Source organism: Verrucomicrobiia bacterium (assembly GCA_035495615.1).
Taxonomy (GTDB): domain Bacteria; phylum Omnitrophota; class Omnitrophia; order Omnitrophales; family Aquincolibacteriaceae; genus DATJFP01.
Genome location: DATJFP010000020.1, coordinates 36,920 through 50,251 on the forward strand (window position 1 = coordinate 36,920; position 13,332 = coordinate 50,251).

Here is a 13,332-nt window from a genome sequence, read left to right on the forward strand (position 1 = left end):
AGGAAAAGTTAATAACCGCCGCCGACTTGCATGAGTTCGAGAAAAAGGATCAGGAACAAGGTGCCCGCCATCCATTCGAAGCTGGGCCGCACGACAAGAATCCCCAGGCCGCAAAACGCGTAAAAGCAGCCGATGGCCATGCTGCGGAGAACGCCCCAGTCCAGCAGGCTGCCGTAGGGATAGGCCATGGATCCGACGATCACCTTGAAAAAACCGAAAGCCACGAAGAAAAAACCCGCGAAATAATAGAATGCGTCCGTGTACTTGTCCAAACCCAGCGGGTCCGGGCCGTCCAGATTCTTCTTTTTAGCCGAGGGCTTGGGATGGTCTTCGTCGTCGGGCATAAACTATGTATCGTCAAAACCCTTTAATATTTTCGCGGAAAACTTCAGAGCTCCAGCCCTTTTCGTCAGAAGCCGCTTCGGCTGCGGCTCGCACCGTCTCAAGCGCTTCCGCCTGGACGCTGAGATCCAGGATCCACACCCCCCCGCCGTCCTTCACAAGCTTGGCCGTGATCGCGGCTTCACCTCCCATGAAAAGAGCCTTGGCATCGCAGACCAGAACTCCGTCCTCAGTATTGGAGGTATAACCGCATCCCCGCCATTCCTTCAACGGCCCCAGCCGGACCGCCGAGGCTTCGAAGAGCGCCCGCAGGTCTTCGTGGGGAATCCGCTTGGCGAGCTGAGGATGAATATGTTTCTCGAAAGACTCGAAGTCCCACTGGGTCAGGATGGCGACGAGCACTTCCTCCGGATTTTCGGGAGCGGTAACCACCGCGGCCTCGGAGGCGCGGTGCGCGGCAAAACGCTGGAACAAGATGTCGAATTGGCGGCGGACTCCGAACAAATACGCCACCAGACCCAGCGCGATCACCAGCAAAAAAACATAGCGCATCATGACGGGCTTGCGGACGTTTGGGGCGTTCTGCTGCGGAGATCACGGATTTGTTTCAAAGCCGCCTGGATTTTCAAGTCCAGGAGCTTCTCTCCCCGCTCTTCGCTGGCTCGCGTGGGATCGCCGGCCACGCCGGTCAGGAAAGAAAGCCCGCCGCCGTCGCGCTTGGCAAGATCGCGGCGCACGCCGCTCGGATCGACGGCCAGGAGTTCGGACGTATCGCGGATGCCCGCGTGTTTGCCGATGGATTCCATGGTCTCGCCCTGCGACTTCAGCCATTCGATCTGGCCGTTGCCGGGCCCGTAGTAATCCGAGACGTTGTAAATCTTCGTTCCCTGCGCCGCGAATTCCTTGCGCAGTTTCTGCGCGACGCGCTCCTGCGGTTCCTGGTTGTCGAAGCTGTCGCCCAGGAAATAGATTTCGCGGAAGCCTTTGGAGATGAGGCTGCGCGCCGCGTGCTCGAGGACCTGCTCGAAGACTTCCGGAGGAATGCTGATCGTTCCCGGGAATCGCATATGGCCTTCCCCCGGCTTGCCTTCCGGCACGTAGCCCAGGACCGGCGCGACCAGCGCGTCGCCGAGTTCCTGCGCGATTTTTTCCGACGTGACGCGGACAATCTTGTTGTGCTTGCCGAGCACCATGTGCGGGCCGTTCTGTTCCGTGCCGCCGGTGGGAAGAATCGCCGTCGTCATGCCGCGGTCGAGCGCCTGCTGCACCTCCACCCAGGTGAGGTCTTCGAGAAAGACCGAAGGAAGCTTCGCATCCGGTTTGGCGGCATGAGCGGTCTTGGCCCAGAAGGCGGGACCGCCGGCAAAGAGACGCGCGCCCCCGAAGGCAACGCCTGCCGCAACCGCCAAAGCGAAGATTGTTTTTTTCATACGGCGCTGCGGCGTTTTGTGAAAAGCCTGGCGGTTTTAACAAAAGGCAGGAAAAAAAGCCGGGCCAGCGAGTTGTACTCTTTTTCTTCTCCGTGCCGCAGCCCAAATTGAATGTCCATCTTGCGGTCCGGAATGCACAGGGTGCCGGCAGCCATGTCCCAGAACGAAAAAACGAATCCGATGTTCTTGTCCACGTGCTCCTTGGCCGCGCTGTGATGGATCTGATGCTGCGCGGGGCTGATGAACACCCGGCTCACGGCCGGGCCGTACGACAGCCAGACATGCGAATGACGGAGGTTGTAACCGAAAAGATAATAGCCGAACGTAAACAGGTTCACGCCCATCAGCATCGCGGGATGGCTTCCGCCCTGGAACACGAAATTCCACGCGGCATCAAAACCCCCGGCAAAAGCGCTGACCAGCGTCGCGGTCAGAATATCGTCCACCGGATGCATCCGGTACACCGTGATCGGCGTCAGCACTTCGGCCGAGTGGTGGACTTTGTGGAATTCCCAGAGCACCGGCACTTTGTGCTGGAGGTAATGCGCGAGAAAGATGCCGAAGTCCGCGACCATGAAAGCCGCGAGGCTGTATAGCACCGTGGCCGCCGCGCCCGGCGGCGCGGCAAGCGCGAGCGGCGCATGAATCTTGCCGAACGCGCCCGAAAAGAAATTCCGTACCGAATCGTCCGTGATCAGGAACGGGACGACGATGAGGAAGAAAAACATTTTGTAGACGAGGAAGTACGCATAATCCAGGACCGCCGAAGGATGAAGGTAAACGCTTTTCGGGAAGGCATAACCCCAGAAGCCGCCGCGGCCGCCCGTGCGAAGCGATGCGTCCAGAAGGAAGACGAAAAACGCGAGAAGGTAGGACGAAACCATGTAAAGCCAGTAAATCCGCTCGGACGGAGAAAACGGATGAAAAAGCGGAACGGCCGCGCCAATCCACAAACGGTGTAAGATTTCGTTCATGCCAAAAAGTATAACATAAGGTCAGGCCTCGGGTAACGGAGGGTCAGCGAGCAAGACGCCTGCGGCAGCGCGGGCATTCCACGAGCAGTTTCACGATCACCTCACGGCAATACGGGCACCGTTCGTAGCCTTCCGCAAGGCGGACGCGGCGGCGCATGTAAAAATGCCAAAGCTCGCGCAGGAATAAAAGCCCGGCGCTTGCCTTCAGCACGAGCGGCACGGCCTGGAAGCGCGAAAATCCGCCCGGCAGCCCGAATGCCAGATCAAAAAGCCAGACGCCGTAAGCCGCCCACACCGCGAGATAAAACATCACGAGGCTCCGCAGGAACGGGAGCGAAAAATCCGCGCCCATCAGCGAAGCCAAAGCAATGCCGATCAGGCCGCCGAAAATGACCGCGATAAAGCCCACGTTCATGACCTTGTCCTCGCGTGAAGGATGCCGGATGTATTCGGCCAGCGCGACAAACGGAATCCGGACCTGGATTTCTTTTTCGCGGCCCTTGAAAGAAACGCCGCGGCTTTCCAGGAGCGCATACACCACCCGCCTGAGCTTATGAAACTCATCCCACGAAAGGAAAGGCTTCTCGAATTCGGTATAAGTGCGGCTTCTCAGCAGGAAAGATTCAAACAACTTGTTGGCCTCGGGATCGCCGCGGGCGTTTTTCACGATCGCAAGGAGAAGGTAGGCGAAGGCATTGTCCGGATAATGATGGATCGAGGATTCCAGGAGCTGCTCCGATTCTTCCGGCGGCTGATGGCTGGCCATGCCGAGCGCGGCGCGGGCCATGTCCCGCACCGAATCGTTCATGGCCTTGAGCTTGTGCGGTCTTTTGGCGGCGACATCCTGGAGCTTCATGCCTGCGTGCGTGATGATTTCCGAAAATTCGCCGGCCCAATCCGGAGTCGGGTTCGGCATTTCGATGTTCGCGGTGGCGAGCAGGCAAAGCGAGAAAATAAAACCGCCCAGAAGCCGCGTCATCCCCGCCTTCCTTTCCAGACCGGCACGCTTTGGATGAGCTGCCGCGTGTACGGATCCGCGGGGCGGCCCAAAACCGCGGACGTCGCTCCCTGCTCCACGACTTTGCCGTGCCGCAGCACAACGACTTCTTCCGCGAGCTGGCTCACCAGCGCAAGGTCATGGGAAATAAAAAGCATGCCGCCGCGCAGCGAAGGCCGGATCTGTCGCAGGAGCTCCACGATCTGCGCCTGGACCGAAACGTCGAGCTGCGACGTGGGCTCGTCGAGGATCAAATATTCGGGCCGTACCACCAGCGCGCGGGCAAGGGCCACGCGCTGCCTCTCGCCTCCGCTCAACTCCGAGGGATAGCGCGACAAGTAATTTGACGGAAGATGAACCTGTTCCAGCGCGCGGAAGATCCGCTGCCGCCTTTCTCCGGACGATAATTCCTGGATGCCTTCCTGCAGGATCTTGTCCACTTTCCACAGAGGATCGAGCGAGAGATAGGGATTCTGGAAAATCATCTGGACGCGCCGGGCATAATCCCGGCGCCGCAGGCCGAACAGCGGACGGCCTTCGAGAAGGATTTCACCGGCCGTGGGACGACTTTGGCCGGTGAGCAGATGGGCCAGCGTAGTCTTCCCGGACCCGCTTTCCCCGACCAGCCCGGTCAGAACGCCCGCGCGCAACGGCAGCGACACCGCGTCCAGCGCCTGGAATTGCTTCCCGGCCCTGAAGAGGCTTCCGCGCACGCGAAAGGAACGGGTCACATTGTTGAGCTCGAAATAAGCGTCCGTCATGATTTCAGCGCCGGCACGGCCGCGACAAGCTTCGCCGTATAAAGCTGTTTCGGCCTTTCCATGATTTCTTCCGGCGTCCCGGTCTCCACGATTTTGCCGTCCTTCATCACCGCGAGGCGGTCGCAGAACGACGCCGCGAGAAGAACGTGGTGCGTGATGAAAAGAAAAGTCAGGCCCTGGCCGCGGATCTCGCCGAACAGTTTCATGATCTCGGCCTGCAGCGTCATGTCGAGCGACGACGTGGGTTCGTCCGCGATGAGGAGCTTCGGCCGCCTTAAAAGCGCCAGCGCGATCATCAGCCGCTGGCGCATGCCGCCGCTTAGCTCATGGGGGTAACTGCGCAGGCTGATATTTTCCAGCGGCAGATGCACTTTCTGCAGCGTCTCGGCGATTGTTTCCCTCGTGCCTCCGGCTTCTTTCAAATGGCTGCCGATGGAAAAAAGCGGGTCCAGCGATGACAGCGGGTCCTGCGGCACAAACGCGATATCTTCCGGACGCAGCGACGTTTCGAGCGTGCCCGCGGTCCTCATGCCGTTTTTATGGTTCAAAAGTCCGAGAAGTTCAAAGCCCAGCGTGCTTTTGCCGGCGCCGGATTCGCCGATGATGCCGAGGGCTTCATGCTCGCGGATGTCGAGATTCAAAGGCCCCACGGCCGCCTGCCCGCCTTTTTCCGTTTTATAAACAAGCTCCAGGCCGCGCGCCTGCACAAGATTTTTCACCCTGCCCCCTTTCCTTGTTTCATCGTGTCGCCCAGCACATTGAAGCTCCAGGCCGTGAGGCAGAGAAAAAGGCCGGGAAAAAGCGCCCACGGCCTCAAATAAAGGTGCGCGACCGAGAGCGATTCGCTGAGCAGGTTGCCCCAGCTGATGTCCGGTTCCTGGATGCCCAGGCCCAGGACGCTCAGCGCGGATTCGGTCATGATGTAAGACGGAATGGAAACGCTGAGCAGCACGAGAAGGTACGGCACCGTGTGCGGCAAAACGTGCCGGCAAAGAATATTTACATCCGAACGTCCCAGGATTTTCGCCGCCGGAATGAATTCGCTTTGTTTAAGCGAAAGCACAAGGCCGCGCACCACGCGGGCAATGCCGCCCCAGCCGATCAGGCTGAGGACGAGAATGGTCATCAGATAAACGTCACGCGAGCCCAGGGTGGGCGGAAGCGCGCTGCGGAGCGCCAGCAGGAAATAAAATCCCGGCACCATGATGAAGAACTCCGCGAGCCGCATGAGCACCGCGTCCGTCCGGCCGCCGTAATAGCCGGAAATCGCGCCGATCACCCATCCGGCGAGCGCCGCCAGCAGCGCTCCGAGAAAACCGATCGAAAGCGACACGCGTCCGCCGTAGAGAATGCGCGAAAATAAATCGCGGCCGCGGGAATCCGTGCCCAGGAGAAAAAGCCGGGCCGGCGCATCCACCTGAAGCCAGGGGCACAGGCCGAAACGAAGCGGGTATTTGCGGCTCGTGTCTTCGTCGTAGAAGCGCCGGTTGTTTTCATCAAAGCGCGGCGTGGTCGCATACAGAAACGGGCGGCTCCAATGACCCTGGACGTCGCGGAAATGGATCTTCGCCGGGGGATGGTACGGCAGTGTCCGGTTTTCGTCGTTGGGCGCATAAGGCGCGGCCCAGCGGGCGGCAGCGCCGAGAAAGATAATGCCGCCCAGAAAAAGCACCGCAAGCCATGAAGCGGTTCCGGCTTTCTTCATGATTTGCCCTCCAGACGGATGCGCGGATCGAGCGTCGCGAGAAGAATGTCCGCGATCAGGTTTCCGGCGACGAGCAGGACCGACAAGATCATCATGTTGCCGAGGACAAGGAACAAGTCCTGCGCGCGCACGGCCTGGAGCATCATGGAGCCCAGGCCGGGCCAGCCCGTGAAAATCTCGACCAGCGCCGCGCCGCTGAACAGCGCGGGCAGTTCCAGGCCGAAAAGCGTGATCATGGGATTGACGGCGTTGCGCGCCACGTGCTTATACAGGATGCTGCGTTCGGGCACCCGCAGCGTGCGCAGGTAAAAGACAAAGTCTTTTTCGGTCACGGTGAGCGTTTGGGCGCGCATGAACCGGAAGAGATACGCAAAGGACGAAAACGTGAGCACCGAAACCGGGATCACCATGTGGCTCAGCCGGTCCAGGATTTTGTGGCCGAAGGACAGGTCTTCATAGAGCGCGGACTCCATGCCTCCGAGCGGCAGGCGCGTCCACGTCGCGGCCGCGGCCATGAGGAGGAGGCAAAGGAAAAATCCAGGAATGGAAAGTCCCAGGTAGGCCATCAGCCGGCAGCTTTTGTCCAGCAGCCCTCCCCGCTTGAGCCCCGCGTTCAGCCCCAGCGCCACGGCCAGGAACCAGGCCAGTAAAAACGAAGTTCCGGTGAGCGCAAGCGTGTTCCAGAAACGGGAGGCCAGGAGGTTCAGCACCGGCTGCTTGTAAGAAAACGAATAGCCGAAATCCAGACGCAGGATGCTTTTCAGCCAGTGGCCGTATTGCATGAGCACGGGTTCATTCAAATGATAGAGCTCTTCGTAACGCTTGATGGTGTCCGGAGAAATCTGCGGGTTCAGGCGCAGGCTGTCGAAATAATTGCCCGGCACGTAATGCATGAGCACAAACGTCATGAGCGGCAAAAAGAAAACCAGCGGCAGCACGGCCAGGAATCGTTTGAAGAGGAACGATGAGAAGTTCATGCGGGCCTCTCCGCCACGTCGATTTCGTCGATTTCATAAAACGGCCCTTCCAGAGCGGACGCTTTGATGTTCATCAGCCGGCTGTTCACCGCATAAATCACTTCGGGCAGGACCGTATAAATGTGCGGCAGCTCCTCGGCCGCGATTTCCTGCCATTCGTCGTAGAGTTTTTTCCGCGCGTCTTTGTCGAGGATCTCGGAGGCCTGCTCGAAAATTGTGTCGATCCTTTGCTGGGACGGCGGCGGATTTTCTTTGCTTTCCCAAAAATGCAGGCTGCCGGTGGTGCGCCACACGTTGGCGCCGAAATGCGGGTCCGGCGCGCCGGTCAGTCCGATGAGGACCGCGTCCCAGTCCTGCGTGACCATGAGTTTCGAAACCAGCGCGTTGAAATCCAGCGCAAGAAGATGGACCTGGATGCCCAGCCGCGCGATATCTTCCCGGATCATCTGCGCGATTTTCAGGCGCTCGGGATTGTCCGCGTTGGTCAGAAGGACGAATTCGAGCGGTGTCCCTTCCGCGTCTTCGAGAATGCCGTCTTTATTCCGGTCTTCGAAGCCTTCTTCTTTCAGAAGGGAAAGTGCGGCCTGAGGATCGTAATCGTAGCAGTTCACGGCCGGGTTGTAGAAAACGGGCGTGGACGGGCTTTCCGGCGAACACTGCAGCGCGCCGAGCCGGTTGTAAATGATGTCGATCATGCTGGGCCGGTCCAGGCTGTGCGCCATGGCTTGGCGGAATTTTTTGTTTTGAAACCAGCGCTTCTTTGCCGGGTCCTTGGCGTTCTGGTTGAAGACCACGAAATTAGAGCCGAAGCCGGGTCCGGTTTTATAAAGGATAAAGCGTCCCTGCTTTTCCTTCTCTTTCAGGACCGGATAGTCGTCGCCGGTCACGCCGTACGCGTCGGTTTCGCCCTGGAGGAATTTGAGAAGCCGTCCTTCGGCGCTGGGGACCACGACCAGCATGATCCTGTCCACGCGAGGGAGCGCCTGCCCCTGGCTGTCTTTCCGCCAGTAGAAAGGATTGCGCACGAGTTCGATGCGCTCTCCGGACACGTAGCGTTTCAGGCGGTAAGGGCCCGTGCCCACGATGTGGTCCGGATTTTCATCCGTACCCCACGCGCTTGAAAACGTTCCGTCAGTTACGGATGGGGCAAGCGCATGTTTGGGCATGATGGCCTGGTTCAAGGCCAGGAGAAATGGCGCGAACGGAACCGGCAGCGTAAAGACGATCCGGTAAGGGCCTTCCTGCCGCACTTCGATCGGTTTGCCCTGCAGCGTGAAGATGTCGCGCGCCGGCGTCACGATCTTGGGATTGTAGATCAGATCCTTGAAAGTAAACAGGACGTCTTCCGCGGTAAAAGGCTCGCCGTCGGACCATTTCACGTCTTGCCGCAGATCGAAGGTCCAGACCAGGCCGTCCGCGGAAACGCTCCAGCGTTCGGCGAGAAGCGGCAGCACCTCGCCGGTCGCGGGATTGTAGCGGGTCAGGCCCTGGAAAAGAAATTGCGTGACCGCGGAGGACGTTGTTTCCTGCGCCACCATCTCATTAAAGGTCTTGGGATCGGAAGGGACTGAAAAGACCATGGTCTTGGGCGGCTTATCACCGGCAGCGGCTTGCGGGGCGGCAGGGGCGAGCAGGAAAAATCCCAAAACCACGGCGGCGGCGCGCGCTTTAGGCATCGAGGCCGATCCACAGCCGCGTGCGCGGCAGCGCGATAGATTGAAGCTTCGACGTCATTTTCTTTTCCTTTTTGTGCGAAACGTGGAAAAAACAGGCCTAGTGTAATACGCGACCGCGCGAAAAACAATCGCAAGACCCGCCGAAAAAATCCGGCCGGGAAAACGCCGTTGGAATTTATTTTTGCAAACCTTGATTTTTTTCTTGAAAAAAAGTTAAAAATAATCTAGAAGAAGCCGTAGATTAACTATCGGAATCACGTCACCCGTGTGTTCCGAGATTAATCAAAACGAAAAGGAGCCTTAAATGGCAGCTAAAAAGAAAGCCAAGAAAAAGAAGGCGACGAAGAAGCGCAAGTAACTTCTTTGTTATTTTCTTGTTGGAAAAAAGGCCTGGCGCAATGCCAGGCCTTTTTTTTGTCTTTTTGGGGATTGTGATTTAAGAACGCAGCGGGACTTCCTGGAGAACACCTTCCGCGGGGAGCACTTCCTTGAAACTCTTCCACACAACGCCGTCGAAAAGCAGGTTGGCCAGCGAAAGAAAGCCCATGGCCTGGTTCGGCGTCAGGTAATGCTTGGCCAGGTCCCCCGTCTTCCAGCTCACGGAATCGAGAAAGCCGTAAGAGATCTCGCCGGCGGTCGTCTCGCGTTTGGGGCGCAGCCCCATGCCTTCCATCTTCTTTAAATTTTCGACGGCCTCTTTCGGAAAGTAGATGGACGCGAGCATCGAGGCATAAGGCGTCACGATGTCGTCGCGCAATTCGCCGTAAGCCAGGTATTTCCCCTGCGGCGTCAGGCAGGACGACCAGCCCCATATAGGCGCGCCGATCTTCGTGGCGTGCTTGATCTGGTACGCGGCATAGGCCTTTTGCGAGTCCCCCATTTCCGTGCCCCGTTCATCGAGGAAAAGACCGGGCAGGTACTGGACGAAAAGCCCGCCTTCTTCCAACCCCGAAACGAAAAAAGTCTCACCTTCCATTTGCTGCATGGGACGGATGAGGCTGAACCAGTGGCTTTTGGGGACGAGCCCGCGCGCGATCATGTAATAGCTGAGCAGCCGGATCTCGGACGCGAAATGTTTGTAGTACCAGTGGCCCCAGGACTGATAAACCGCGAAGTCCTGGTTTTTCACGTTGTAGCCGCCTTTGAGCCAGCCGTTGCGGGGCTCGTACAGGCTTTTGAAATCCATGGCGACCAGCATCTTGCGGATGCGCGGCGCGATGTCGGCAAAAACGATTTCAGGGAATGTCGATTCCGCGACGAGAAGGCCGCCGACCAGAACCGAGACATGCGGGCCGTAAGTAAATTCGTCGCCGAAGGTCGGCTGCAGAGTCCGAATGAGCACCCACGGCCGGGGAAAGCCGCGCCATTTTTCGATCTTGTCGAGGCTGTCCAGGCACTGCGTGACGCGCTGCTCCGCTTCCTTGGCCGAGATCAGGCCGGTGCGGTAGGCGATCGACGTGGTCGCCAGGTAAAAACCGATGTTGGATAAAGACGTCGGCGGCTGGCGGTTGCTCGCATCGTAAGGCAGCCCCGTCAGTTTTTCCACGTGGTCGGCAATGTATTTCCAGGTGTCTTTGTAAACGCCGAGGAGATACGTCCTGTCGTCTTCGCTCAGCACCTGGGCGGGATTTTGCACGGCCTCGGCGAAAACCGGACGCGGCACGGAAAGAAAGAAAGAGGCCCCCATGGCCAGCAAACAAATCGGAACGGCGCGGCGTTTTTGTCTCATCGTTTCCTTCCCCTTCGTGTCTTTCGTTCCCGGTTCAAAGTCTCGCGGAATTCCCGCACGATCAAATGTTTGACCAGGTAATTAACGGCAAAATAAATCATCCAAATCAAAATGAAGCCGCGGAAGAAAAAGGACAGGTAAGGCTGAACGGGAGTTTCCGTGCGGGTATTCAGGTGAATGAAGCGCGAGTTTTCCCGGAGCGGGTTGGCCGTGGCGGGAGAACGGAGCGCCAGGACGCCCGTGTCTTTGGTCAGAATGCTTTTGAAATCTTCTTCATCGCGGGCGAGTAATTTCACATCCACGATCTTCCCGGTTAAAGGATTCAGGAATTGGTATTCGACGGTTTGAACGTCCGCGGGCTTCAGCGATAACGCCGCGGCAGCTCCTATGACGACCGACAGCGAGAAAGCAAACCCCAGAAAAAGCCTGTCTTTGTGAACCATGCTCCCGTTTCGAGGCCGGTGCCCGGACTCTTCCTCTCCTGGACTAAAAGGATACTAACAGGTGGCGGCGGTGCTCTTCAAGGCTTATCCGGGTCAGCCCCAAGAGGAGTCGGAATGCTGGGCCCGGACCACGTTCCCGTCCACGTCGACTTCCTTCCGGAGGATCTTTTTGTCTTTGCGGTAAGTCTCGATGTAAGCCAGAGCCCCGGTCTGCTCGTCGTAGCCCTTGGTTTCGCCTTCACGCAATCCGTCCCGGTACGTGCCTTCGGCCTGGATCTTTCCCGTGGGGTAAAACCATTTGGCAGGCCCCTGCAGCTGGCCCATGCGGTATTCGAGGACGGCCTTGGGTTTGGTCGTGGGATAATACTGCCGGTTGGTGCCGTGAATTTTACCTTTCACGTAGGTGGCCTGGGATTCCATGTTGCCGTTGTCGTAGTAGGATTTGTACTCGCCGTCTTTCTGGCCGTGGGTGTAATGGAGCTCTTCTTTGACTTTTCCGTTTTCGTAATAAGACGTCATTTTGCCGTGCAGCTTGCCGTCCTCGTAGTTGGTCTGCGCCATCAGCTTGCCGCTTTTGTAATATTCCTTGTGCAGGCCATCCTTTTTCGCGCATCCATGAAAAAGAAAAGCCGCAGCGAGAAACGTTACGGAAAAAATCCTGCGCATCATGCCTCCCCCAGCAGATAACGACCCGTCGGCTTCCACTCCGGGACCGGCCCTTCCGTTTTCATGACGGACAAGCTCTCGATCGGAACCCGGACCGGAAATTTCAAAGCCGGAAACTTTTCTTTGAATTCGATCCCTTCGCCGTAGGCAAGGCTGAGATGCGGGTCATACGAAGCGTCGGGCATTTGAAAGAGTTTTACGGCCATGTCCCGTGCGGCCCTGAGCCAGGCCATCGGCTGCGGCCGCGCCAGGAACAACGCTTTAAAATAAGCGGCGCTCGTTTCACATCCTTCGAAAGTTAATTCGCAAGGCTTAAGCCCCGCGCTGAGCGCCTTGGCTTTGGAAAGGACCTCTTTTTCCGGGAGCAGGATTTGTCCTGCGAGCGTCACGTGGGGTTCGAAGACAGGGGTTTGGAAGGCCGAACTCAGGGAGCGGATAAGGCCGGAAAAAAAAGATTGGGCAGGGTCTGCCGGATCCAGCCAAAGGGAATAGCCCCGGAGGCGGTTCATCCCTTTTTCTTTTTGGGTGCCGGCTTGCAGACTTCCGGGGACTTGCAGCTCTCGGGCCCGCAGCCGCCTTGGGGGGCGGGAGCGTCCTTGCTTGCCGCTTCCTTATATTTAGAAGAACGGTAGTCGGTCTGATAGAACCCCGAGCCCTTAAAAATGATCCCCGCGCCCCCGCCGATAAGACGTTTCACCTTCTTTTTGCAGGCCGGGCATTTTTTGAGGGGCTCGGCCTTGATCGACTGGAACTGTTCAAACCGGTGACCGCAGGACTCGCAAAGGTATTCGTAAGTCGGCATGAGAATCTCCCTTAAAGAGGGATTATTATATTTTTAAACGATAAACCTGCAATTGAAAATCGCTGCCGGGATTGGACCGGGATCAGTTCAAGGAAGGGAAACGCCGAATTTGCGGGCCAATTCCTGTTTCTGCATGTCATGGACTTTTTGGAGTTCGTTTTTCAAATCGGCCATTTCTTCATCGGACATGCCATGCATCTTGGCGAAGAGAGGATTGCATTTTTTCTTCATTTCTTCTTGCTGGGCCTGCGTCAGCCGCTGGAGTTCCGCCTCGAATTGCTTCTGGGCTTCCACATCATTTGCCATAGAGTCTCCTTAAAGCGATAGGTTTAGGGATGAGGTTTTGATAAAAAGTATACTTAATTGTTAGGCGGAGATCAAAGGAGGAGAAAGAATTTTGCCAAGAATTTAAAATAGAAAATGTAGGAAAATCCCTGACAGATGGGCACAAGTGACGAAAAGGAAAGGAGTTAAAAGATTAAAAAAGGGCCGGCGAGCCCTGTTCCTGCGGGTAGGTCTGGCGGGCGCTGCGGACAAAGATCTCAAACCAGAGATTGTCGACGTAATCCTGAACCACGTCCCGGGATTCATGGAAACGCTGCTGGATTTTCACGGAGAGAAGGTCGAAATCGTTGATGCAAAGATCGATTTCGTCGTCTTGGAGGTCTTCCCAGCGTTCTTTCAGGCGGGCTTTGAATTTTTCCCAGAACTGACTGTGTTTTTTGGGCATTTCGGACTGCTTTTCTCTTACGAAACAGATGAAAACGTCAGGCAATTTCACAAAAAGCATGGCATTATACAAATCGAATTTAAAAAAAACAAGCAAAATG

17 protein-coding genes are annotated in these 13,332 nt (G+C 57.3%); all 17 read right to left on the reverse strand.

Features of this window, described 5'->3' with window-relative positions; translation table 11 throughout:
- Positions 1-8 precede the first annotated feature (8 nt).
- The 17 genes from VL688_02330 to VL688_02410 all read right to left on the reverse strand — a co-directional run bounded on the left by VL688_02330 (position 9) and on the right by VL688_02410 (position 13,232).
- A complete protein-coding gene (locus VL688_02330; GenBank protein HTL46882.1) occupies positions 9-344 on the reverse strand; it encodes a hypothetical protein in 336 nt (111 codons plus the stop codon).
- Between the two features lie 13 nt (positions 345-357).
- The gene (locus VL688_02335) at positions 358-897 is read right to left on the reverse strand and encodes a hypothetical protein (protein HTL46883.1); all 540 of its coding nucleotides are present in this window, start codon (positions 895-897) and stop codon (positions 358-360) included.
- Positions 894-1,772: a creatininase family protein gene (locus VL688_02340; protein HTL46884.1), complete on the reverse strand. Its 879-nt coding sequence runs from the start codon at positions 1,770-1,772 to the stop codon at positions 894-896. Before VL688_02340 ends, VL688_02335 begins: the two co-directional genes overlap by 4 nt.
- Positions 1,769-2,746 (reverse strand): sterol desaturase family protein, encoded by a 978-nt coding sequence (locus tag VL688_02345; GenBank protein ID HTL46885.1) that lies wholly within the window; start codon positions 2,744-2,746, stop codon positions 1,769-1,771. Before VL688_02345 ends, VL688_02340 begins: the two co-directional genes overlap by 4 nt.
- A 43-nt stretch (positions 2,747-2,789) precedes the next feature.
- A complete protein-coding gene (locus VL688_02350) occupies positions 2,790-3,725 on the reverse strand; it encodes a hypothetical protein (GenBank protein ID HTL46886.1) in 936 nt (311 codons plus the stop codon).
- Complete coding sequence (locus VL688_02355; protein ID HTL46887.1) at positions 3,722-4,504, reverse strand: ABC transporter ATP-binding protein; 783 nt, start codon at positions 4,502-4,504, stop codon at positions 3,722-3,724. Before VL688_02355 ends, VL688_02350 begins: the two co-directional genes overlap by 4 nt.
- Positions 4,501-5,223, reverse strand: coding sequence for an ABC transporter ATP-binding protein (locus VL688_02360; GenBank protein HTL46888.1), 723 nt, complete (start codon positions 5,221-5,223; stop codon positions 4,501-4,503). Before VL688_02360 ends, VL688_02355 begins: the two co-directional genes overlap by 4 nt.
- Complete coding sequence (locus tag VL688_02365) at positions 5,220-6,209, reverse strand: ABC transporter permease (GenBank protein HTL46889.1); 990 nt, start codon at positions 6,207-6,209, stop codon at positions 5,220-5,222. The genes VL688_02360 and VL688_02365 overlap by 4 nt, the downstream gene beginning before the upstream one ends.
- Positions 6,206-7,186 (reverse strand): ABC transporter permease, encoded by a 981-nt coding sequence (locus VL688_02370; protein HTL46890.1) that lies wholly within the window; start codon positions 7,184-7,186, stop codon positions 6,206-6,208. Before VL688_02370 ends, VL688_02365 begins: the two co-directional genes overlap by 4 nt.
- Positions 7,183-8,862, reverse strand: coding sequence for an ABC transporter substrate-binding protein (locus VL688_02375; GenBank protein ID HTL46891.1), 1,680 nt, complete (start codon positions 8,860-8,862; stop codon positions 7,183-7,185). Before VL688_02375 ends, VL688_02370 begins: the two co-directional genes overlap by 4 nt.
- Positions 8,863-9,298: 436 nt before the next feature.
- Complete coding sequence (locus VL688_02380) at positions 9,299-10,591, reverse strand: glucoamylase family protein (protein HTL46892.1); 1,293 nt, start codon at positions 10,589-10,591, stop codon at positions 9,299-9,301.
- Positions 10,588-11,034 carry a hypothetical protein gene (locus VL688_02385; protein HTL46893.1) on the reverse strand — a complete coding sequence of 149 codons (447 nt, stop codon included), beginning with the start codon at positions 11,032-11,034 and terminating at the stop codon, positions 10,588-10,590. Before VL688_02385 ends, VL688_02380 begins: the two co-directional genes overlap by 4 nt.
- A gap of 93 nt (positions 11,035-11,127) precedes the next feature.
- A complete protein-coding gene (locus VL688_02390; GenBank protein ID HTL46894.1) occupies positions 11,128-11,703 on the reverse strand; it encodes a toxin-antitoxin system YwqK family antitoxin in 576 nt (191 codons plus the stop codon).
- A complete protein-coding gene (locus tag VL688_02395; protein HTL46895.1) occupies positions 11,700-12,209 on the reverse strand; it encodes a 2'-5' RNA ligase family protein in 510 nt (169 codons plus the stop codon). Before VL688_02395 ends, VL688_02390 begins: the two co-directional genes overlap by 4 nt.
- Positions 12,206-12,502, reverse strand: a complete 297-nt coding sequence (locus VL688_02400; protein HTL46896.1) for an FmdB family zinc ribbon protein — start codon at positions 12,500-12,502, stop codon at positions 12,206-12,208. Before VL688_02400 ends, VL688_02395 begins: the two co-directional genes overlap by 4 nt.
- A gap of 87 nt (positions 12,503-12,589) precedes the next feature.
- Positions 12,590-12,808, reverse strand: a complete 219-nt coding sequence (locus VL688_02405; GenBank protein HTL46897.1) for a hypothetical protein — start codon at positions 12,806-12,808, stop codon at positions 12,590-12,592.
- Positions 12,809-12,980: 172 nt separating this feature from the next.
- A complete protein-coding gene (locus tag VL688_02410; GenBank protein ID HTL46898.1) occupies positions 12,981-13,232 on the reverse strand; it encodes a hypothetical protein in 252 nt (83 codons plus the stop codon).
- Positions 13,233-13,332: the final 100 nt, after the last annotated feature.

What these genes read in the sequence shown, in the direction of transcription:
- VL688_02330 (HTL46882.1), bottom strand. Translation starts at nt 344, where the DNA reads ATGCCCGACGACGAAGACCATCCCAAGCCCTCGGCTAAAAAGAAGAAT.
- VL688_02335 (HTL46883.1), bottom strand. Translation starts at nt 897, where the DNA reads ATGATGCGCTATGTTTTTTTGCTGGTGATCGCGCTGGGTCTGGTGGCG.
- VL688_02340 (HTL46884.1), bottom strand. Translation starts at nt 1,772, where the DNA reads ATGAAAAAAACAATCTTCGCTTTGGCGGTTGCGGCAGGCGTTGCCTTC.
- VL688_02345 (HTL46885.1), bottom strand. Translation starts at nt 2,746, where the DNA reads ATGAACGAAATCTTACACCGTTTGTGGATTGGCGCGGCCGTTCCGCTT.
- VL688_02350 (HTL46886.1), bottom strand. Translation starts at nt 3,725, where the DNA reads ATGACGCGGCTTCTGGGCGGTTTTATTTTCTCGCTTTGCCTGCTCGCC.
- VL688_02355 (HTL46887.1), bottom strand. Translation starts at nt 4,504, where the DNA reads ATGACGGACGCTTATTTCGAGCTCAACAATGTGACCCGTTCCTTTCGC.
- VL688_02365 (HTL46889.1), bottom strand. Translation starts at nt 6,209, where the DNA reads ATGAAGAAAGCCGGAACCGCTTCATGGCTTGCGGTGCTTTTTCTGGGC.
- VL688_02370 (HTL46890.1), bottom strand. Translation starts at nt 7,186, where the DNA reads ATGAACTTCTCATCGTTCCTCTTCAAACGATTCCTGGCCGTGCTGCCG.
- VL688_02375 (HTL46891.1), bottom strand. Translation starts at nt 8,862, where the DNA reads ATGCCTAAAGCGCGCGCCGCCGCCGTGGTTTTGGGATTTTTCCTGCTC.
- VL688_02380 (HTL46892.1), bottom strand. Translation starts at nt 10,591, where the DNA reads ATGAGACAAAAACGCCGCGCCGTTCCGATTTGTTTGCTGGCCATGGGG.
- VL688_02385 (HTL46893.1), bottom strand. Translation starts at nt 11,034, where the DNA reads ATGGTTCACAAAGACAGGCTTTTTCTGGGGTTTGCTTTCTCGCTGTCG.
- VL688_02390 (HTL46894.1), bottom strand. Translation starts at nt 11,703, where the DNA reads ATGATGCGCAGGATTTTTTCCGTAACGTTTCTCGCTGCGGCTTTTCTT.
- VL688_02395 (HTL46895.1), bottom strand. Translation starts at nt 12,209, where the DNA reads ATGAACCGCCTCCGGGGCTATTCCCTTTGGCTGGATCCGGCAGACCCT.
- VL688_02400 (HTL46896.1), bottom strand. Translation starts at nt 12,502, where the DNA reads ATGCCGACTTACGAATACCTTTGCGAGTCCTGCGGTCACCGGTTTGAA.
- VL688_02405 (HTL46897.1), bottom strand. Translation starts at nt 12,808, where the DNA reads ATGGCAAATGATGTGGAAGCCCAGAAGCAATTCGAGGCGGAACTCCAG.
- VL688_02410 (HTL46898.1), bottom strand. Translation starts at nt 13,232, where the DNA reads ATGCCCAAAAAACACAGTCAGTTCTGGGAAAAATTCAAAGCCCGCCTG.